This is a genomic window from Brevundimonas naejangsanensis, from assembly GCF_003627995.1.
Taxonomy (GTDB): domain Bacteria; phylum Pseudomonadota; class Alphaproteobacteria; order Caulobacterales; family Caulobacteraceae; genus Brevundimonas; species Brevundimonas naejangsanensis_B.
The window spans coordinates 474874-493711 of record NZ_CP032707.1; the positions used below are offsets into that span (position 1 = coordinate 474874).

An 18838-nucleotide genomic window follows, 5' to 3' on the forward strand; every position below is an offset into this window, starting at 1 on the left:
GAGGCGCTTGTTCAGCCTCTTGTGGCAAGGAAACGCCGGGGGCGTAAGGCCGGCCCCCGGCGCGGAAACACGAGTTTATGACCGCGAAACACGAAGTTATGGCGGCGAGCGCCCTTACTTCGCCTCGCAGCGGCCCTTGGCGAACTGCGGCAGGTCCATGCAGCGGCCGTCGATCTCGGCGTCCAGCTTGACGCCGATCAGATTGGCCAGGGTCGGGGCGATGTCGATGGTGCGCATCGGCAGGAAGCGCTCCTGGCCTTGCGCGCCCGGCCACCAGAAGACGATCGGCACGCGGCGGTCGTAGTCCCAGGGCGAACCGTGGCTGGAGATGGCCCCGCCGACGCGGCCCTGGCCGGTCAGGCCCGGCTGCCAGGCGCGCAGGATGTCGGGCGAGCGGCTGGCCACGGCCGACAGGCGCAGGCGCTCGCGCACGCTCAGCTCCTCGGGATTGCCGGAGGCCGGAACCGGCTCGGCCAGCAGCTCGTCGCGGGCCACAGCCAGGGCCACCTGCGGCTCGGCGTTCAGCAGCTCGACGGCGGCGGCCAGCACCTGGGAGCGCAGCGGCTCGGCCAGGGACTTGCGGTCCTTGTCGACGATGACGAAGCCGCCGGCCGAGGACACCAGGGGATCGGCGTCCAGGCCGAAACGGGCCTTGAGCGCGGCGTTGACGCGCGGCTGCAGGGCGCGGTCGACGCGGCCCGCGCTGGGATAGCCCTCGACCGACGACCGCTCGGGGAAGTCCGAACCGCCGTGGTCGGCCGTCAGCACGACGATCGCCCCGTCCGGCAGGGTCGACAGCTTGTCCAGCAGCACGCCCAGGGCCGCGTCCAGGCGCAGCATCTGTTCGCACATCTCGGGGCCCTGGGTGCCGTAGCCGTGGCCGATGCGGTCGGTGGCCGACAGGCTGACGCCCAGCATGTCGACGACGCCGCGACGGCCCAGCTGCTGGCTGTCCAGCAGTTCGATGGCGCCCTCGACCGTCAGCTCGTCCAGGATGGGCGAGCTGTCGAGGCTGAAGTCCGCCGGGGGCACCTTGGAGTCGAAGGTCTGGCCGGCGATGGTCCACTGGCCTGCCAGGCGACGGCAGCCCTCGTTCGTATAGGTCCAGGTCGGCGGCGTGCGCGAGAAACGGTCGATCATGCGCGCGTTCAGCGCCGCCATGGGCGCCAGGCGCCCCTCGGCCGACTGGCCCGGCTCGACATAGGTGGTGAAGCCGAAGCCGTCGGTCAGCCAGAAGGCGCCGTCGCCGTTGTGGCCGGCCAGGGTGATGGCGCCGCGATCCTTGCCCGACACGCCATAGACGCGGCTTTCAGGGCTGACCGCCTTCAGCCAGTCCCCCAGGGTCGAGGCGCTGAGGTTGCCGGGACCGACCGGCCCGTTGTCGGTGTTCTTGCCGTGGGCCAGGGCGTTCTGCGGCGCCGCGAGGCAGTAGGTGGTCTCGCCCGTCCGGGTGTCGACCCAGTCATTGGCCGGAATGCCGCTGCGCGCCGGATGGGCGCCCGTCAGGATGGTGGAGTGGCCGGCGCAGGTCACGGTCACGCCGTGGGTCTGATAGCCGTTGATCGACACCATGCCCTGGTCGGCCAGGGTCTTGAGCCCGCCGGTGAACTGGCCGCGATACTGGTTGAACAGATTGGCGCTGAGCTGGTCCACCACCACGGTGACGATCAGGGAGGGCGAGGCGCGGTCGCCCTGGGCGGCGATCACCGGGGTCGATTGCGCGGCCTCGGCCAGGGCCGGCGCCGCGGCACCGGCCATGAGGGCCAGAGCCAGGGTCGAAGTCAGAACGCGGCGCAGACGCATGAACCTACCTGAACGAAACAAATGATGAAGCGGCACCGGACTACCCCTCGTTCATGACGGCGCCAAGACCGTGCGGCGCCCGGGGCGGCGTGCTAGGCTGCGCCGCGCAGAAAAGGGAGGCGTCATGAGCCGCGGGCTTCACAGGGAAACCCACCTGGTCAGCCGCATCGGCTGGATGCGCGCCGCCGTCCTGGGGGCCAACGACGGCATCGTCTCGACCGCCAGCCTGATCGTCGGGGTGGCGGCGGCGGGCTCGCCGAAATCGGCCATCCTGATCGCCGGCGTCGCCGGCCTGGTCGCGGGCGCCATGTCGATGGCGGCGGGCGAATATGTCTCGGTCAGTTCCCAGTCCGACACCGAGAAGGCCGACCTGGCGCGCGAGACGGCCGAACTGGCCGCCGACCCCGAGGCCGAGCGGCGCGAACTGACCGCCATCTATGTGCAGCGCGGGCTGGAGCCGGGCCTGGCCCGGCAGGTCGCCGAACAAATGATGGCCCACGACGCCCTGTCGACCCACGCCCGGGACGAGCTGGGCATTTCCGAGATCACCACCGCGCGTCCCATTCAGGCGGCCCTGACCTCGGCCGCGACCTTCGCCGTCGGCGCGGCCCTGCCGCTGGCGACCGTGGCCGTGACGCCGGCGGGGGTCATGGCCCCCGTGGTGTCGGCGGCGGCGCTGGTCTTCCTGGCCCTGCTCGGCGCGGTCGGCGCTCGGACCGGCGGGGCGGCCATGCTGAGGCCCGTCGTGCGCGTCGTCTTCTGGGGCGCCGTGGCCCTGGCGGCGACGGCGGGAATCGGCGCCCTGTTCGGCGTGGCGGCCTGACCGCCCCGCCGAGGGGCCGTGGTGCGAGCGGCGGGAATCGAACCCGCATGACCGAGGCCGAGCGATTTTAAGTCGCTTGCGTCTACCAGTTCCGCCACGCTCGCGGCGCGCCTGCCGAGGCCAAGACGGCGCAGGCCGACCGTCCTGAAAAAAAGGGGGCCGCAGCCCCCTTCGCCTCAGATCATCGGCTCGCCGCGTCGGCGCGACTCCAGCCATTCGCGGAAGAAGGCCCAGGCGATGAAGCCTAGAACTCCCGCGACGATGACGGGCCAGATCAGAACATAGGCGGTCAGCCAGACGGCATCCATGGTCAGTTCTCCATTTGCTGCGGGTGAATGATCGGCGAGCCGGCGCGAGCCGACGCCGGTGCGGGCGTTCGGGCGGCGGCGGACGCCTCCTCCACATCGAAATCCCCGGTCAGGCGGGCGATGCGGGAGAAGTCAAAACCGGTCCGGTTGGACAGGGACATCAGGGTGCAGACCACGGTGCTGACGGCATAGGCGATCAGCGAGCCGCTGAGCACGGGGTAGTCGTGCAGGAAGCCCAGGGCGAAGGGGGCGGCGGCCAGGGCCGCCACCACGCCGACGATGCGCGCGGGCCGGGCTCCGAAGAAGCCGAACACCATCAGGCCCGCCACCACGCCGACGCCGACCACGGCGACCGCGTCGAAGGCGTAGCCCACGGCGCCCTGCATCGGGATCCAGCCGAAGCGAACCGGAAAGAAGATCGCCAGGGCGGCGATGACCGAGACGGTGAAAGCCTTGTTGGTCACCTTCTCCCAGTAGAAGCTGGCGATGACGGGGAAGACCAGAGCGCCCCAGATGGCGCCGACCAGGACCAGCAGGTCCAAGATGTTCATCCGCGCCCCGGCGAAGTAGAGGGCGACGCCGGTGGCCACCACCATGGTGGCCCGCCCCACCGTCAGCATCAGCCGCGGATCGGCCTTGCGGCGGCCGGCGCGGCCATAGACGTCGGCCATCATGATCGAAGACAGGGCCGACAGGTCGGAGTCCGCCGTCGAGGCCAGGGAGCCGATGATCATGATGAAGAAGACGCTGAGCAGCACCGGTCCGAAATAGGTCCCGGCCATCTGGGGGATCAGGTTGTTGAGGTCGCCCTCCATGGGATTGATCCCAGCGTAGAGCGCCACCACGCCCAGCATGCCCACCCCGATGATCGTCGCGCCGTAGCCGATGGTGGCGGTGATGAAGGTCGGCTTGATCAGGTCCTCGCGCACGGCGAACAGGCGCTGGGCGATGGTCTGGTTGCCGATGGCGTAGGCCAGGACGGCGGCGATATAGGGCGCACCCTGGTTGAGGAAGGCGTCTGAGGAGAAGAAGCTGGTCTGCTGCGGCGTCAGATTGGCGGCGCCCTCGACGAAGACGGCCGGGCCGCCCATGGCGAAGAAGATGGCGGGGATGACCACGACGACCGCCCCCAGCATGGCGCAGACCTGGATGAAGTCGGTCAGCACCGAGGCGCGGAAGCCCGACCACAGCGTATAGAGCAGCACCCCCCCGGCGATGACGGCGATGCCCTGGCTGAAGCTGAACGGCGACAGCATGGCGATCAGGGCGCCGCCGGCGATGAAGTTCGACGTCAGGCTGATGACGCTGCCCAGAATGTTGGACCCGGCCAGCATCAACTGGCTGGACCGACCGTGCCGGGCGTACATGACCTCGGCCAGGGTGTGGGCGTTCGGCGCCACGGCGCGGATGCGGCGGCCATAGGGGTAGATGAACAGGATCATCAGCGCCCCCCACAGCCCGTAGTGGATGGGGCCGGAGACGCCATAGACATAGCCCGAGGTGGCCGAGGCGTACATCGAGGCCGCCCAGATCCAGGTCGCGGTCATCGAAGCCGCCGAGACCCCCAGCCCGATCTTATTTCCTGCGGTCATATAGGCGTCGGCGTTCTCCTTCCGGCGGCTGATCCTCAGCGAAATCAGCATGGTCAGCCCGAAGAACAGAACCAGCAGACCGACGGTCAGCGGCCCGCCCAGTTGTTGAAGTTGCAAGTCGTCCACGCGCGCCAGCGCTCCTGTCTCTTGTCCAGCGAGCCCCCGGCCCGCGATCCGCGCAGCCGCAAGACGTCGCCGCGCCAGGCGCAGGCAGACGGGATGTTACGGCTGCATTCGCGCCCGACCCGGCCGGGCGCAGGTTCGGCGCATCAGGCGCCGGCGCGGCTCGAACCCCGAGCCACGGCGACGGACCCTAATACAAGAACCGTCAAGTCGCGGTAAAGTTTTTGTGCACCGCAAAATGCTTGACATGAACCTTGCCAAAAGCGCGGCGATTCAGGAAAGAATTTCAAGATCGATGAAGATCTTACTGCTCGAACGACGAGCCGTGATTGATACCCTATTCAAAGAGATCTCTACTTGATGATGAAAGGCGACCAAGATCACTGAAAGAAATCACAGCCATCCCAAACCATCATTCACACCGAGATGGCGCGAGCCTGGACCAAGGCTGACGGAGGCGCCAAGCCCCGGAGGGCCGCGCAAAAAAGGCAGAGGGAGAGCCGGCGCGCGCCGGCATCGGCGCCCTGTTCGGCGTGGCGGCCTGACCGCCCCGCCGAGGGGCCGTGGTGCGAGCGGCGGGAATCGAACCCGCATGACCGAGGCCGAGCGATTTTAAGTCGCTTGCGTCTACCAGTTCCGCCACGCTCGCGGCGCGCGCCTCAGCGCTTCGCCTCCTGTGCCGCACGGGCGGCCCGGAAGTCCACATCTGAATCGGCGATCAGACGCACCAGGGCCGCCCAGGCGGCGACGTTCTGCGTCATCTGCGCCGGGTCGATCTTGTCCAGGGTGTCGTCGGCCGTGTGGTGCAGGTCGAAATAGCGCGTGCCGTCCTGGCGCAGGCCGAAGACCGGCACGCCCGCGCGCGCCAGCGGGCCGATGTCGACGCCGCCGAACAGCTCCGCCTCGCCCGGCAGGATGCCCAGCGGCCGCAGGACGCGCTCGGCGATCCTGGCGAAGTCGGTGCCTTGCGACCCGGGCGGCAGGCCCAGGGCGTAGACCCGATCGGCGCCGAAGTCGCTCTCGCCGGCGATGACGTGCTTCTCGACGCCCGCGCCGATGTTGCGGACATAGGCGCCGCCGCCGTTGCCGTGGTCGGTCGGCTGGGCCACCTCTTCCGAGCCGTACAGCACCACGCGCACCGTGCGGGCCGGACGGCCCTGTTCGGCGATCAGCTTGGCCGCGGCCAGGGTGATGGCCCCGCCCGCCGCGTCGTCGATGGCGCCGGTGCCCAGGTCCCAGCTGTCCATGTGCGAGCCCAGGACGATGATCTCGTCCGGGCGCGAGGCGCCGACGATGTCGCCGATGACGTTCTGGCTGACCGTCTCATAGGTGTGGGCGGTGGACTTCAGGCGCAGGCGCACCGTCTCGCCCATGCCGACCAGGCGCGCGATCTGATCGGCGTCAGGCGCGCTGAGGGCGAAGGACGGCAGCGGCACCTTGCCGTCGACATAGCGGGTGGTGCCGGTGTGCGGCATCCGGTGCTCGTCCGAGCCCGCCGAGCGCATCACGAAGGCGACCGCGCCGCGCTTGGCTGCTTCGGTCGGGCCCTGGCTGCGCAGCCGCGACAGGGGGCCGTAGCCCGAGCCGTCCTGCATCCGCACCATCTGGCCGCCGTCGACCATGGCGATCTTGCCGGTCAGCGACCCGGCCGGCGCGGCCATCAGGGCGTCCAGCCCGTCGAAGAAGACGATGTCGGCCTCGATCCCCCCAGCCGGCGTGGCGATGGAGTGGCCCAGGGCGGCGGCGACCAGCTTCTGCGGACGGGCGCCGAGAATCTCGGCGCTCTCCTCGCCCCGCTCCCAACCGATCAGGGGGAAGGTCTCGATGCGGACGTTCTGGAAGCCGTGGGCGCGCATGTAGTCGGCGGCCCAGGCCGAGGCGTCCTGCTCGGCGCGCGAGCCCGCCGGGCGCGGGCCGAAGCGGGTGGTGATCTGGGTGACGTAATCGAGGGCGATGTTGCCCTTCAGCGCCTGGTCGCGCACCTGTTCGGCGGCGCGGATGGTCCTGGCGTCCTGGGCCAGGACCGGCGTGGCGATGAGGCCGAGCGCCACAGCGCTGGCGGCCATCAGACGAGCATTGAACGACAAAAGCGCCTCCCCAACTCAACAATGAGGCGCGGACCCTAGCGGGCGAAGCCTGCGACCGAAAGTCTCAGCTTCGCGGATCGCTATTCCCATCGTCATCCCCGGGCTTCTCCCGGGGATTCAGGCGCTCCGCCGCAAACCACGGCGAGGCGCGCCACTCAAAAGGATTACCTGTCGTGTTTCTGGATCCTCGGGACAAGCCCGAGGATGACGAAAGGGGGAGGCCCCTCTCAGTGCGAAATTACTCGCCCTTCAGATAGGGCTCGACCGGGCCTTGCAGCTTGACGGTCAGGGCCTTGCCGCGACGGTCGACGCGGTTGCCGACGGCCAGGCGGACCCAGCCCTCCGAGACGCAGTATTCCTCGACGTTGGTCTTTTCCTCGCCCTTGAAGCGGATGCCCACGCCACGCGCCAGCAGGTCGGCGTCGTGGAAGGGGCTGTCGGGATCGACCGAGAGGCGGTCAGGCATGACGTCGGACATGGCAAGTCTCATGAAAAGGGGAGCCGGCTGAATAGCCGGGCGGGCGGGTCGCCACAACAGCAACCACTCTCCCTTCCCCTCGATGGGGGAAGGGTCGGGGATGGGGCTGGTCGCTCCCCCATCGAGGGGAGGGCTTTGGTGATTTATTGCACTGACTGGCGCGGCGCGACCGGTGAGTCATCGGCGGCGGGCGCGTAGGGGCGCGGGCCGGCATCAGCCGTCGTCGGGGCCTTCGCGGCGGGTTGAGCCGCCGGACGGGCCGCTGGCGTCGCCGGGCGGCGGGCTGGGGTCGGTTGCGTCGCGCGGGCGGGCGTGGGCGCGGCGGCGGGCTGGGCGGCGGGGGTCGAAGCGGGCGTCGTCTCGGCCGGGGCCGAGGCGGCGGCGGCGCGAGCGGCGTATTGCTGGGCCTGGAAGCGCTTGGCCAGCTTCTCGGTCAGTTCGCGCGCGGCGGCGGGCTGCATCTGGGCCATGATGGCGGCCAGGGTGCGCGGGCGCATGGCCGAGGCGACCGGCAGGCGCACGCTGTCGTCCAGGGTGGCGAAGACGGCCGCCGCCTCCTTGGGCCGCATGGCGGAATAGACGGCGACCAGGCGGTCGGCCTCGGCCTTTTCCTTCTCGTCGACCTGGCCGACCAGGGCGCTGATCTCGCCCTTGAGAGCCTCCAGCGCCTGCAGCTTGGCGTCCAGCTTCTGCTCGGCGGCGACCATCAGCGGCAGGGTGGTGGCGAAGTCGGCGTCGCGCGCGTCCAGGGCGTCGCGGCGCTTGGACAGGGACTGGATGATGCGCAGCTCGGCCGGGGAGATGCCCGCTTGCTGGGCCAGTTGCTCGGGCGTCAGGGCACAGACGGCCGGGGCCGGCTTGGCCTCAGCCTTGCCGCCGCCCTCGCCCGGGGTTTCGCCCGCGACGGCTTCCTGAGCCCAGGCGGTCGCGCCCTGGAACAGCTCCGGGGCCACGCCCGCGGCGCGCACGGCCACGACGCCGCCGATGGCGACGGCGATCAGGGGCAGAAGGCGGGGCAGCTTGCTCATCGGTCAAACTCGAAACGGCGGCGCCCTCAAGTCGTCCGGCGCCGCGCGCCGGACATAGGGCAGGAAAGATACTTCGCCCCTCAAGTCGTCCGGCGCCGCGCGCCGGACATAGGGGCCGCTATCAAGCAGCGAAAAGGTCTTCGTCCAGGCTACGACGGGCGCGGTTGAGGCTCTGTTGCGCAGCATGGTTAGCGGCGAGGGCCTGCATCACCGGCGAGGCGCGCTCGGGCGCCGGCTTGGGCGAGGGCGCCTTCATGACGGCGCGGGCGCCCTCGATGCGCTCCATCAGGGCCGCCATGCGGCGGGCGCGGGTCTCGTCGTCCAGCAGGGGGGCGACGGAGGAGGCGCGGCCAAGCTCAAGGACGGGTTCCGGCGCCGGTTCGGCAGGCGCCGGCATCCGGGCGGCGGCGCGCAGTTCGTCAGCGCGGGTCTCGATGCGGCTTTCGGCCGGGCGGGCGGGGGCGCGGGCGATCAGCACCTCCAGCTCCTGCTTCACGGCGCGGGCCTTGATGATGCGGTCGTGCAGCAGGTCCGTCTCCTGGCCCGAGGCGCGCAGGGTGGCCAGGGCCTGTTCGGCGCGGCCGGCGGCGCTGTTCAGCTCGGTCACGGCGGCGGCGAAGGCCAGCTGCCCCTCGCGCAGGGTCCTGAGCTTGCGCTCCAGCTTGATGCCGTAGCCGATGGCCGCGACCAGCAGCAGCATGAGGATGGAGTCGAGGATGATGCCGGTCATGTCAGCTGTTCCCTCTGGTGATGCGGGCGGCGGCGTCGGTGCTGATGGGGGCCTCGACGCGGACGGCGATGTGCTGCCCCCGGCGGCCCATGCGGCCGGTGGTCAGCGGGATCGAGCCCGCGCGCACCGACACCTCGGAGTCCGGGGTGGCGTTCAGCATCAGGGTGTCGCCGACCTTCAGGTCCAGCACCTTGGACAGGGGCATCTGCTGCTCGTCGAGCACGCAGCGCACCTCGGTCTCCGTGGTCCAGAGCTCGGTGGCCAGGTGGCCTTCCCAGATGTTGTCGCGGCCGAACTTCTCGCCCATGAACTGCTGCAGCAGCATCTTGCGGATGGGCTCCAGCGTCGAATAGGGCAGCAGCAGTTCGACCCGGCCGCCGCGATCTTCCATGTCGATGCGCAGCTTGACCAGGATGGCGGCGTTGGCCGGGCGCGCGATGGCGGCGAAGCGGGGGTTGGTCTCCAGCCGGTCCAGATTGAAGTGGACGGGGGTCAGCGGCTCGAACGCCTGGCGCGCATCGTTCAGGATGACCTCGATCATGCGCTGCACCAGCACCCGTTCGATGGTGGTGTAGGGCCGGCCCTCGATCCGCAGGGCCGCCGTGCCGCGACGCCCGCCCAGCAAGACGTCGACGATGGAGTAGATCAGGTTGGAGTCGACCGTCAGCAGGCCGTAGTTGTCCAGTTCCTCGGCCCGGAACACCGCCAGGATGGCCGGCAGGGGGATGGAGTTCAGATAGTCGCCGAAGCGGATCGAGCTGATGGTGTCGAGGCTGACCTCGACGTTGTCGGAGGTGAAGTTGCGAAGGCTGGTCGTCATCAGCCGCACCAGGCGGTCGAAGACGATCTCGAGCATCGGCAGGCGCTCGTAGGACACCAGGGCCGAGTTGATGATGGCGCGGATGCCGCTGCGCTCATTATCGTCGCCGTCGCCCATGTCGAAGCCCAGCAGGCTGTCGATCTCATCCTGGTTCAGCACGCGCTCGGCCAGGGCCGCCCCGGCGTCGGCCTCGCCAAAGGGGTCCAGAAGGGTGTCGGGCGCCAGGGAGTCGGTCATGCCTACTGCACCAGCATCTCTTCGATCAGCACGGCGTCGACCTTGCCCGGCGCGGCGATCAGGTTGACCCGACGCAGGATCTCGGCGCGCAGCTGGAACGACCCGGCCGATCCGGCCAGATCCTCGGGCCGCAGCTCGCGCAGGAAGCCCTGGAACATGTCCTGCAGACGCGGGGCCTCGGCCTGAAGGCGCGAGGCGACCTCGGCGTCCTTCATCTCCAGCGTCAGGCGCAGCTTCAGATAGGTCGGACGGCCGTCGACCGACTGAATGTTCACGATCATGTCGGGCAGGGTGTAGAAGGTCACGCCGTCGGGACCGGCCGCGATCTTGCCCGCGCCCTCGGCCGCCTCGCCGCCTTCCTTGCCTCCGCCGCCGTGGCCGCCGCCTTCCTTCTTCTTCTCCGCCTTGGCCGGAGCCGCATGGCCGCCCGCCGCCTCGGCGGGCTTGGGCTTCATGATGAGGAAGGCCGCCGCCCCGCCCCCGCCCAGCACCACCAGGGCGGCCGGGATGATGATGAACAGCAGGGGGATCTTCTTCTTGCCGGACGCGGCTTCGCCCTCGGCCCCGGGCTCGCCCTCGCTCACGGCGGGCAGGTTGGCGTCGTCGCCGATCGGCGCCTCGCTCTTCTTCTTGCCCAGCTTCAGTTTCAGCATGCGTAAGCCGCCCCGATCCTCACCCTGCCGGGTGTGGGCCGATTTTGGTTAACGAGGCGTTTACGATCGGCAATTCCTGCCGGGCGCCGCAGGGGTGAAAACCGCTCAAACCCCCATTCCACGGGCATTAACCCTGTTGGCACGGTCGTTGCGACGGAGAGCGGCGAAAGGAGCCCGCTCGTGGAAAACGCCGCCTACATCGGATTGTCGCGCCAGATGACGCTTCGCCGCGAGCTGGACATCGTGGCCAACAACGTCGCCAACGCCGACACCACCGGCTTCAAGGTCGAACAGCTGATGGTCGGGACCGAGATCGGCCCGCGCGCCCGCAATGACGCCATCCGTCCTTCGGCCAGCTTCGTACTGGACAAGGGCGTGGGCCGCGACTTCGGCCAGGGCGCGCTGAAGCAGACCGGCCGCGACCTGGACTTCGCCATCGAGGGCGAAGGCGCCTTCTTCACCGTGCAGACCCCGTCCGGCCCCGCCTATACCCGCGACGGCGCCTTCGTGACCGATCCCGAAGGACGGCTGACGACCAAGCAGGGCCTGCCGGTCCTGGCGGACGGCGCCGAGATCGTTCTGGATCCGCAGCGCGGCCCCGCCAGCGTCGGCCACGACGGCACGATCAGCCAGGAAGGCCAAGCCGTCGGCCGCCTGACCGTTGTGCGCTTCGACGCCCTGGGCGCCCTGCAGAAGAGCGGCGACGGCCTGTATCGCAACGCCTCGAACGCCCAGCCCATGGAGGCGACCGACGCCCAGGTCCGCCAGGGGATGCTGGAGGGGTCGAACGTCAATCCGCTTCTGGAAATCACCAATCTCATCGAGATCAACCGCGCCTATGAGCGCGTGACCAAGATGATCGAAAGCACCAACGACCTGTCGCGCCGCTCGGTCGAGCGGCTGGGCCGGGTCTCGTAAGGGAGAGCTGAGACATGCGCGCGCTTCGCACCGCCGCCACCGGCATGGCTGCCCAGCAGCTGAACGTGGAGGTCATCTCCAACAACATCGCCAACATGAACACGGTCGGCTACAAGCGCCAGCGGGCCGAGTTCCAGGACCTGCTGTACCAGAACGTCGAGCGCATGGGGGCCCAGTCCTCGTCGCAGGGCACCGTGGTTCCCACCGGCATCCAGATCGGTTCGGGCGTCAAGGCGGGCAGCGTCTATCGGATCACCGAACAGGGCAGCCCGAACCGCACCGGCAACACCTACGACATCGCCATCCAGGGCAAGGGCTATTTCCAGATCACCATGCCCTCGGGCGAGCTGGCCTACACCCGCGCGGGCAACTTCACCGTCAACGGCGAAGGCCAGCTGGTGACGGACGACGGCTATGCGGTCGAGCCCGCCATCGCCATCCCGCAAGACGCCCTGGACGTCTCCATCTCCAAGTCGGGCCAGGTCCAGGTGACCACCGCCGGCCAGACCGAGCCGCAGGTCGTGGGCCAGCTGGAGCTGGCCACCTTCTTCAACGAGGCGGGCCTGGAAGCCATCGGCGACAACCTGCTGCTGGAGACGGCGGCCTCGGGCCCGGCCACGGTCGGCGCGCCCGGCGAGGTCGGCTACGGCACCCTGCTGCAGCACTACACCGAGGCCTCGAACGTCGACGCGGTCAGCGAGATCAGCGCCCTGATCGTGGCCCAGCGCGCCTATGAGATGAACTCCAAGGTCATCACCACCGCCGACGAGATGCTGTCCGTCTCGGCCCAGGTGAAGAGCTAAAGGGAGAGGCTGAGCCATGAAGCGCGCCCTGGTCCTCGCCGCTGTCCTGACCGCCCTCGCCGCCCCGGCGCTCGCCGGGCCGGTCACCCTGCTGGCCGATCCGGTCGACGACGACGGCCGCATCACCCTGGGCGAGCTGTTCGACGGCGCGGGCGCCGCGTCCGGCGTGGTCGTCGGCCGCCGCACCGGGGCCACCGCCGTGCTGGAGGCCGCCCAGGTCCAGATCGCCGCCCGCCGCGCCGGGTTGGAGTGGAGCAACCCCAGCGGCCTGCGCCGCATCGTGGTGCGCGAGGGCGGCGCCCTTCCCGGCGGGGCTTTGGCCGCCGAAGCCTCGGCCCGTCCCGCCGCCGCCAGCATCGGCGCCCCGGCGCGCATGGGCGCCAGCGTCGAGGTCCTGACCTACGCCCGCAGCCTGGCCGCCGGCGAGGTGGTCCAGCCCGAGGACGTGGTCTGGGCCCCCGTGCAGTCGCACCTGGCCCCCGCCGGCGCGCCCCAGGACGCCGAGGCCGTGATCGGCCTGCAGGCCAAGCGCGCCCTGCGCGCCGGATCGCCCGTGGGCCCGCGCGACCTGGCCTCGCCCCAGGTCATCGCCCGCAACGACATGGTCGAGGTGGCCTACCTCTCCGACGGGGTCGAGCTGACCGTCACCGGCAAGGCGACCCGCAACGCCTCGGCCGGCGAGGCCGTGCCGATCCTCAACGTCCAGTCCAACCGCACCATCGACGCCGTGGCCGTGGCCCCCGGCCGGGCTGTCGCCGGCCCCGCCGCCCAGGCGGCCCGCCGCAACCCGCAACAGTTCGCCGCCCGTTGAGCGAGAGAGTCATCATGCGCCCCATCACCGTCGCCGCCCTGTCGCTGTCCGCCCTCTCCCTGGCCGCCTGCTCCACCGCCATCGAGGCGGTGAAGGGGCCCGAACTGGCCCCCATCGGCTATCCGGCCGCCCTGGTCCCGGTCGAGCAGGCCTATCTGCCCGAGCCGACCTCGGCCAGCGCCAACAGCCTGTGGCGCACCGGCGCGCGCAGCTTCTTCGGCGACCAGCGGGCGCGCCGCGTCGGCGACATCCTGACCGTGGCCATCGACATCAACGACCGCGCCCAAACCCAGAACGCGACCCAGCGCAGCCGCTCCAACAGCGCCTCGGGCGGGGTGACCCATTTCTTCGGCCTGGAGAACAGCCTGGGCCGCGCCTTCCCCGGCGGCTTCGACCCGGCCAACATGATCGGTACGGAAGGCGAAGTCACCGCCAACGGCTCGGGCAGCGTCAACCGCTCGGAGCGGGTCAACCTGACGGTCGCCGCCGTCGTCACCGCCGTCATGCCCAACGGCAACCTGGTCATCCAGGGTCGGCAAGAAGTGCGCACCAACCGCGAGGTGCGCGAGCTGACCGTGGCCGGCATCGTCCGGCCCGAGGACATCTCCAGCGCCAACACCATCCGCCACAGCCAGATCGCCGAGGCGCGCATCAGCTACGGCGGACGCGGCGACATCAGCCGGATGCAGGCGACGCCCGCGGCCCAGTCCCTGGTCGAGCGCTTCAGCCCCTTCTGATCGCTGTTCACCGAAACGTGTGATTCAGGTGTCTCCTCATCACGAATCGCACCTCGGCCCAGCGGAGCCGTGAACCGTTAACAAGCGACCCGCGTTTGCCCTGTCGAACGCGAGTGAACTTGTCATGCGTAAAACCGTCTTCTCCGCCCTGGCGGCCGTGGGGCTAGCCGCCTTCGCCGCCCATGCGGCGACCTACGCCCCCGCCTCTTCCCAGAACGGCGCTGCCGGGTGGCACATGCTCCATGAGGGCGCGATGGCCAAACTGGCCTACGGCCTGCCGGATTCGGACCAGCTGGCCTTGATGCTGACCTGCGCGCCGGGCGACCGCGCCGCCGTGGTCTATGGCGACGTCCACCCCCGCAGCCCGGCCCTGGTCCTGGCCGCCCAGGGACCGCAGCCCATCGACCCCCTGTCGGACGGCGAGGCCTATGAGGCGCGGCTGCCGCTCAGCGACGCGGCCCTGACCGGCCTGGCGCGCGGCGGGCGGATGACCGTCCAGACCGAGGCCGGAGACCGCCAGCTGACCGCCACCCGCGCCGAGCGGCGCATGGTCCAGGGCTTTCTTAGCTATTGCGCTTCGGGACAGGCCTGATCACAGTCCCGCCGTCTTCCTCAGCGGGGGCTGAATCATGACCGCAGTGCTCGGCCTGGCCCAGGCCCTGATGCTCGCCATGGCCGTGCAGACGGCGCCTCAGGCGGCCTCGCAGACCGCGCCGGCCGCCGCCGCGCGTCCGGCCGAGGCCTGGACCTGGACCCTCTACAACGGCGACGGCCCGCTGGTCCTGGCCAATGAGATTCCCGACACGCCGCGTCTGCGCACCACCCTGGAGTGCATGCCCGGCTCCAGCATCGCCCGCCTGACCTTCCATGAGACGCCCGGCGCCGACGGCTTCGCCACGGTCCGCTCCGGCGCCGCCTCGGCCGAGGTGGAGACGCGGTCGCGACGCGGACGGCTCGAGACCGCCCTGCGCGCCGACCACCCCGTCTTCGCCGCCTTCCTGGCCTCGGGGCGGCTGAGCCTCGCCGTCGGCGACCAGACGCTTTCAATCGAGATCGATCGCGCGAATCTGCCCAAGCTTCGCCGGTTCGCCGAATTGTGCACCGGCTGAGGAGAAGGATGCGCCCGACCGTCTGGCTGATCGCCGCCGCCGCCATCGCGGCCCTCGGAGCCTGCGCCCCGCGCATGGCCCCGCTGTCGCTCGTAGCCGCGGGCACGCCCCGCCCGGCCGAGGGCTACGACTGGTTCCTGAACGAGGACCCCGACGAGCCGCGCCTGTCCTACGGCCTGGCCCAGTCGGACGAGGTTCCCCTCAGCCTCATGTGCGCCCCCGGCTCTGGCAAGGTCGGCCTGGCCCTGGCCGGCGACCGCCGCTCGGGCGGCGCCATCACCCTGGAATCCGGCGGCGAGACAGAGACCTACCCCGCCCGGACCGAAGCGGCCGAGATGCACGACGGCGTCCAGCTGGTCGCCTCGGCCCCGACGTCGGACCCCGTCTTCCAGCGCTTTCGCCGCCTCGGCTGGCTGGCGCTGCTGGAGGGCGAGGCGCGCTGGATGATGGCCGCCCAGCCCGGCTCCGAAACGCGCGCCGCCCGCTTCCTGGACCTGTGCGCCTGAGCAGGACGTTTGACCGCGTCGCCCGTTCCCTTCCCCATGTTTTGGCTGAGGTCACCCAATGGCCCCCTTCCCCCTCGATGGGGGAAGGGACGGGGATGCGGGTGTGAGCGCGACATTGCCGATAGAGCGCCTGAGGCGAGCGTCTCCTGAGACCTGCGGGACCCGGCCTGCCTTCACCCCACCCAACCCTCCCCCATCGAGGGGGAGGGCCTTGTTCTGACAATCACCAACACTCTAGGTGGACTCAGCCATCGTCCTTTGGGAGGGGTTTCATCATGCGTCATCTTCTGTTCGCCGCCGGAGTGGGCCTGGCGGCCCTCGCCGGAGCCGCCGCACCCCTGCCGCTCCAGGCCGCGACGGTGCAGACCTCGCCGTCCGCCTCGGCCGCCCTCGACGCCGTCCTCAAGGACTATGAAGCCTATCTGCGCGACGCCGATCCCATCGGCTCGGGCCTGGACGGGGACCGGGCGGCCCTCTCCCGCCTGCCCGACGCCACGCGCGCGGGCGAACTGGCCCGCCGCGCGCCGCTGAACGCCCTGAAGGCGCGGCTGGACGCCATCGCCCCCGCCGCCCTCGACGAAGCGGGCCGCCTCGACCACGCCTTCGCCGGCTATCTGATCGGGCGGGAGCTGGAGCGCATCGCCCTGGATCCGTCGCGTCTGGGCTTCGATTCCGAAGGCGGCCCCGGCCAGCTTCTGGCCTATCTGGCCTCGGGGACGCGCATCGCCACCGCGGCTGACGCCGAGGCTTGGCTGTCGCGGATGGAGGCGGCGCCCGCCTTCTACGACGCCGGCATCGCCAATACGCGCCGCGGCCTGGAGACCGGCCTGATCCAGACCCGATCGGTCGTCGACAGCGCCCTGGCCCAGGCCGAGCGCGACCTGACGCCGAGCGAGGCGGGCGACGTCCTGCTGCGCCCGTTCGACGCCCTGCCCGCCGTCATCCCCGCCGCGCAACAGGCGCAGCTTCGCGCCCGCGCCCGCGCCCTGGTCGAGGGGCCGATCACCGCCCGCCGCGCCGCCTGGCGCGACCTGCTGCGCGACGAATACGCACCGAAAGCCCCGCAGGAGCCCGGCCTGGTCCACCGCCCCGGCGGCCGCGACCTCTACGCCTTCCTGGTGCGCAGCCACACCACCACCGACCTGACGCCCGACCAGGTGCACCAGATCGGCCTGGAGGAGGTCGCCCGCATCCGCGCCCGCATGGAGGTCGAGATGCGCGCCGCCGGCTGGACCGGCGACTTCGCCGGCTTCCTGACCTTCCTGCGCACCGACCCGCAATTCTACGCCGTCAGCCGCGAGCAGTTGCTGGAGAAGGCCTCCGAGATCGCCAAGCGCGCCGACGACCGCCTGCCGTCTCTGTTCGCCACCCTGCCGCGCCTGCCCTACGGCGTGCGTCCCGTGCCGCGCGAGATGGAGGAGACCTACACCACCGGCCGCTACAACCCCGGCTCGATGGCGACGGGCGTGGCCGGGGGCTACATCGTCAACACCGGCAAGCTGGACCAGCGGCCGCTCTATGAACTGCCCGCCCTGACGGTGCACGAGGCCGTGCCGGGCCACCACCTGCAGATCGCCCTGCAGCAGGAAGCCGCCGACCAGCCCTATTACCGCCGCGACGCCTCGGTCACCGCCTTCAGCGAAGGCTGGGGCCTGTATTCCGAATTCCTCGGCGAAGAGATGGGCATCTATCGCACGCCCTATGAGCGCTTCGGCCGCCTCAGCTACGAGATGTGGCGCGCCTGCCGCCTGGTGGCCGACACCGGCCTGCACTGGCTGGGCTGGAGCGAGGAGCAGGCCCGCGCCTGCTTCCGCGACAACTCCGCCCTGTCGCCGCACAATATCGAGACCGAACTGCAGCGCTACATCGGCGACCCCGGCCAGGCCACGGCCTACAAGATCGGTGAGATCCGCCTGCGCGAAATCCGCAGCCGGGCCGAGCGCGAACTGGGCGACCGCTTCGACGTGCGCACCTTCCACGACGCCCTGCTGGTCGACGGCGCCCTGCCGCTGGCCCTGCTGGACACCCGCATGGACCGCTGGATCGCCGAGCAGAAGGCCAAGTAGCCGCGCCTCTCCTCCCCACTTCGTGGGGAGGGGGACCGCGTAGCGGTGGACGCCGCCTTGGGCGCCGCGCCACCTCCCCATTACATGGGGAGGAGAAGCCCCAGTTCAGCCCGCGCCTTCTTCGTCAGCTTGGCGGCGATCAGGGCGTGGGCCGACTTCAGGTGATCGGCCAGTTCCTCATCCGGCCAGTCCGCCGGATCGGCCAGATGCACCCATTTCGCCCGCGCCAGATACGGCGCCGGCGCCGCCCGCCCCGTCTCGATCAGCACCTCATAGGCGATGTCGGACACCTTGAACGACAGCCCGCCCTCGCCGCCGACGATGGCGAACATCTTGCCGCCGACCTTGTAGGCGTCGTGATCATCCCCGAACGGATGCTCCAGCGTCACCCCCGGCATCGCCAGGCAGACCTTGCCCACCCCCGCACGATCCATGGGTTCAGGCGCCGACGCCGAGGCCGATCGGGCAAACCACGCCCGTCCCGCCGATGCCGCAATAGCCGGCCGGGTTCTTGGCCAGATAACCCTGGTGATAGTCCTCGGCGAAGTAGTAGGGGCCGGCCGGCGCGATCTCGGTCGTGATCGTCCCCCGCCCAGCCGCGCTCAGCGCCGCCTGATAGGCCTCGCGCGAGGCCTCGGCCTCTGCATGCTGCGCCTCATTCAAGGTATAGATCGCCGAGCGATACTGGGTGCCCTGGTCGTTGCCCTGGCGCATCCCCTGGGTCGGGTCGTGGTTCTCCCAGAAGGCCTTGAGCAGGTCGCCGTAGCTGATCCGGGCCGGATCGAACACCACCTGCACCACCTCCGTATGGCCGGTGCGGCCCGAGCAGACCTCTTCATAGGTCGGATTGGGCGTGATCCCGCCCGCATAGCCCGCCGAGGTCACCCAGACGCCCGGCAGCTGCCAGAACACCCGCTCGACGCCCCAGAAACAGCCCATGCCGAACACGGCCGTCTCCATGCCCGCCGGATGCGGCCCCTTCAGCGCATGACCCAGAACGAAGTGGGTCTCGTCGGTCGCCAGCGCCTCGGCCCGACCCGGCAGAGCCGTCTCGGCCGTGGGCAGTTCATCGGTCTTCTTCAACAACATGGGGCGAACTCCGGGAAAACACCTTCGCCGCCTATATGGAGGCTTCAAGGGCGCTTGCCCATGGGGGCGTCATGCTCTAATCAGCCCCTCCCGTCGGTCCGCTCCCGACGGCTCCGC

General features: G+C 70.2%; 20 protein-coding genes and 2 tRNA genes. 9 read left to right on the plus strand and 13 right to left on the minus strand.

Features of this window, described 5'->3' with window-relative positions; all coding sequences use genetic code 11:
• Window positions 1–114: 114 nt before the first annotated feature.
• The gene (locus tag D8I30_RS02185; RefSeq protein ID WP_121481284.1) at window positions 115–1803 is read right to left on the minus strand and encodes an alkaline phosphatase family protein; all 1689 of its coding nucleotides are present in this window, start codon (window positions 1801–1803) and stop codon (window positions 115–117) included.
• Between the two features lie 124 nt (window positions 1804–1927).
• On the opposite strand from D8I30_RS02185, the gene D8I30_RS02190 reads away from it, so the two are divergent.
• Window positions 1928–2626, plus strand: a complete 699-nt coding sequence (locus tag D8I30_RS02190) for a VIT1/CCC1 transporter family protein (protein WP_121481285.1) — start codon at window positions 1928–1930, stop codon at window positions 2624–2626.
• 19 nt (window positions 2627–2645) lie between these two features.
• Here D8I30_RS02190 and D8I30_RS02195 read toward each other — a convergent pair.
• The 10 genes from D8I30_RS02195 to D8I30_RS02235 form a co-directional block, all read right to left on the minus strand.
• Window positions 2646–2730 (minus strand) — tRNA-Leu (locus D8I30_RS02195).
• 72 nt (window positions 2731–2802) lie between these two features.
• Window positions 2803–2934 carry a putative transporter small subunit gene (locus tag D8I30_RS14635; RefSeq protein WP_240387291.1) on the minus strand — a complete coding sequence of 44 codons (132 nt, stop codon included), beginning with the start codon at window positions 2932–2934 and terminating at the stop codon, window positions 2803–2805.
• Window positions 2935–2936: 2 nt separating this feature from the next.
• Window positions 2937–4652: a sodium:solute symporter family protein gene (locus D8I30_RS02200; protein WP_121481286.1), complete on the minus strand. Its 1716-nt coding sequence runs from the start codon at window positions 4650–4652 to the stop codon at window positions 2937–2939.
• 561 nt (window positions 4653–5213) lie between these two features.
• Window positions 5214–5298: transfer RNA gene (locus D8I30_RS02205), tRNA-Leu, on the minus strand.
• A 10-nt stretch (window positions 5299–5308) separates the two neighbouring features.
• Window positions 5309–6715, minus strand: coding sequence for a M28 family peptidase (locus tag D8I30_RS02210; protein WP_121483348.1), 1407 nt, complete (start codon window positions 6713–6715; stop codon window positions 5309–5311).
• 259 nt (window positions 6716–6974) lie between these two features.
• Window positions 6975–7214 (minus strand): DUF3297 family protein, encoded by a 240-nt coding sequence (locus D8I30_RS02215; RefSeq protein WP_121481287.1) that lies wholly within the window; start codon window positions 7212–7214, stop codon window positions 6975–6977.
• 143 nt (window positions 7215–7357) lie between these two features.
• The gene (locus D8I30_RS02220) at window positions 7358–8242 is read right to left on the minus strand and encodes a MotE family protein (RefSeq protein WP_121481288.1); all 885 of its coding nucleotides are present in this window, start codon (window positions 8240–8242) and stop codon (window positions 7358–7360) included.
• Window positions 8243–8363: 121 nt separating this feature from the next.
• Window positions 8364–8972 carry a DUF6468 domain-containing protein gene (locus D8I30_RS02225; RefSeq protein ID WP_121481289.1) on the minus strand — a complete coding sequence of 203 codons (609 nt, stop codon included), beginning with the start codon at window positions 8970–8972 and terminating at the stop codon, window positions 8364–8366.
• A 1-nt stretch (window position 8973) separates the two neighbouring features.
• Window positions 8974–10029 carry a flagellar motor switch protein FliM gene (fliM, locus tag D8I30_RS02230; RefSeq protein WP_121481290.1) on the minus strand — a complete coding sequence of 352 codons (1056 nt, stop codon included), beginning with the start codon at window positions 10027–10029 and terminating at the stop codon, window positions 8974–8976.
• A gap of 2 nt (window positions 10030–10031) precedes the next feature.
• Window positions 10032–10682, minus strand: coding sequence for a flagellar basal body-associated FliL family protein (locus D8I30_RS02235; RefSeq protein ID WP_121481291.1), 651 nt, complete (start codon window positions 10680–10682; stop codon window positions 10032–10034).
• 180 nt (window positions 10683–10862) lie between these two features.
• On the opposite strand from D8I30_RS02235, the gene flgF reads away from it, so the two are divergent.
• From flgF to D8I30_RS02275, 8 genes are all read left to right on the plus strand, one after another.
• Window positions 10863–11600 (plus strand): flagellar basal-body rod protein FlgF, encoded by a 738-nt coding sequence (gene flgF, locus D8I30_RS02240; RefSeq protein WP_121481292.1) that lies wholly within the window; start codon window positions 10863–10865, stop codon window positions 11598–11600.
• A gap of 14 nt (window positions 11601–11614) precedes the next feature.
• Window positions 11615–12403, plus strand: a complete 789-nt coding sequence (gene flgG / locus D8I30_RS02245; protein WP_121481293.1) for a flagellar basal-body rod protein FlgG — start codon at window positions 11615–11617, stop codon at window positions 12401–12403.
• A 16-nt stretch (window positions 12404–12419) separates the two neighbouring features.
• Window positions 12420–13214, plus strand: coding sequence for a flagellar basal body P-ring formation chaperone FlgA (flgA, locus tag D8I30_RS02250; protein ID WP_121481294.1), 795 nt, complete (start codon window positions 12420–12422; stop codon window positions 13212–13214).
• 11 nt (window positions 13215–13225) lie between these two features.
• Window positions 13226–13951 carry a flagellar basal body L-ring protein FlgH gene (flgH, locus tag D8I30_RS02255; RefSeq protein ID WP_240387360.1) on the plus strand — a complete coding sequence of 242 codons (726 nt, stop codon included), beginning with the start codon at window positions 13226–13228 and terminating at the stop codon, window positions 13949–13951.
• Between the two features lie 124 nt (window positions 13952–14075).
• A complete protein-coding gene (locus D8I30_RS02260) occupies window positions 14076–14543 on the plus strand; it encodes a hypothetical protein (RefSeq protein WP_121481296.1) in 468 nt (155 codons plus the stop codon).
• 37 nt (window positions 14544–14580) lie between these two features.
• Window positions 14581–15060, plus strand: a complete 480-nt coding sequence (locus D8I30_RS02265; protein ID WP_121481297.1) for a hypothetical protein — start codon at window positions 14581–14583, stop codon at window positions 15058–15060.
• Window positions 15061–15068: 8 nt separating this feature from the next.
• Window positions 15069–15566 carry a hypothetical protein gene (locus tag D8I30_RS02270; protein WP_121481298.1) on the plus strand — a complete coding sequence of 166 codons (498 nt, stop codon included), beginning with the start codon at window positions 15069–15071 and terminating at the stop codon, window positions 15564–15566.
• A gap of 275 nt (window positions 15567–15841) precedes the next feature.
• Window positions 15842–17632 (plus strand): DUF885 domain-containing protein, encoded by a 1791-nt coding sequence (locus D8I30_RS02275; RefSeq protein WP_121481299.1) that lies wholly within the window; start codon window positions 15842–15844, stop codon window positions 17630–17632.
• 80 nt (window positions 17633–17712) lie between these two features.
• Here D8I30_RS02275 and D8I30_RS02280 read toward each other — a convergent pair whose 3' ends face one another.
• Both D8I30_RS02280 and msrA read right to left on the minus strand, forming a co-directional pair.
• Window positions 17713–18066 carry an MmcQ/YjbR family DNA-binding protein gene (locus tag D8I30_RS02280; RefSeq protein ID WP_121481300.1) on the minus strand — a complete coding sequence of 118 codons (354 nt, stop codon included), beginning with the start codon at window positions 18064–18066 and terminating at the stop codon, window positions 17713–17715.
• 4 nt (window positions 18067–18070) lie between these two features.
• Window positions 18071–18721, minus strand: coding sequence for a peptide-methionine (S)-S-oxide reductase MsrA (gene msrA, locus D8I30_RS02285; protein WP_121481301.1), 651 nt, complete (start codon window positions 18719–18721; stop codon window positions 18071–18073).
• Window positions 18722–18838 lie beyond the last annotated feature (117 nt).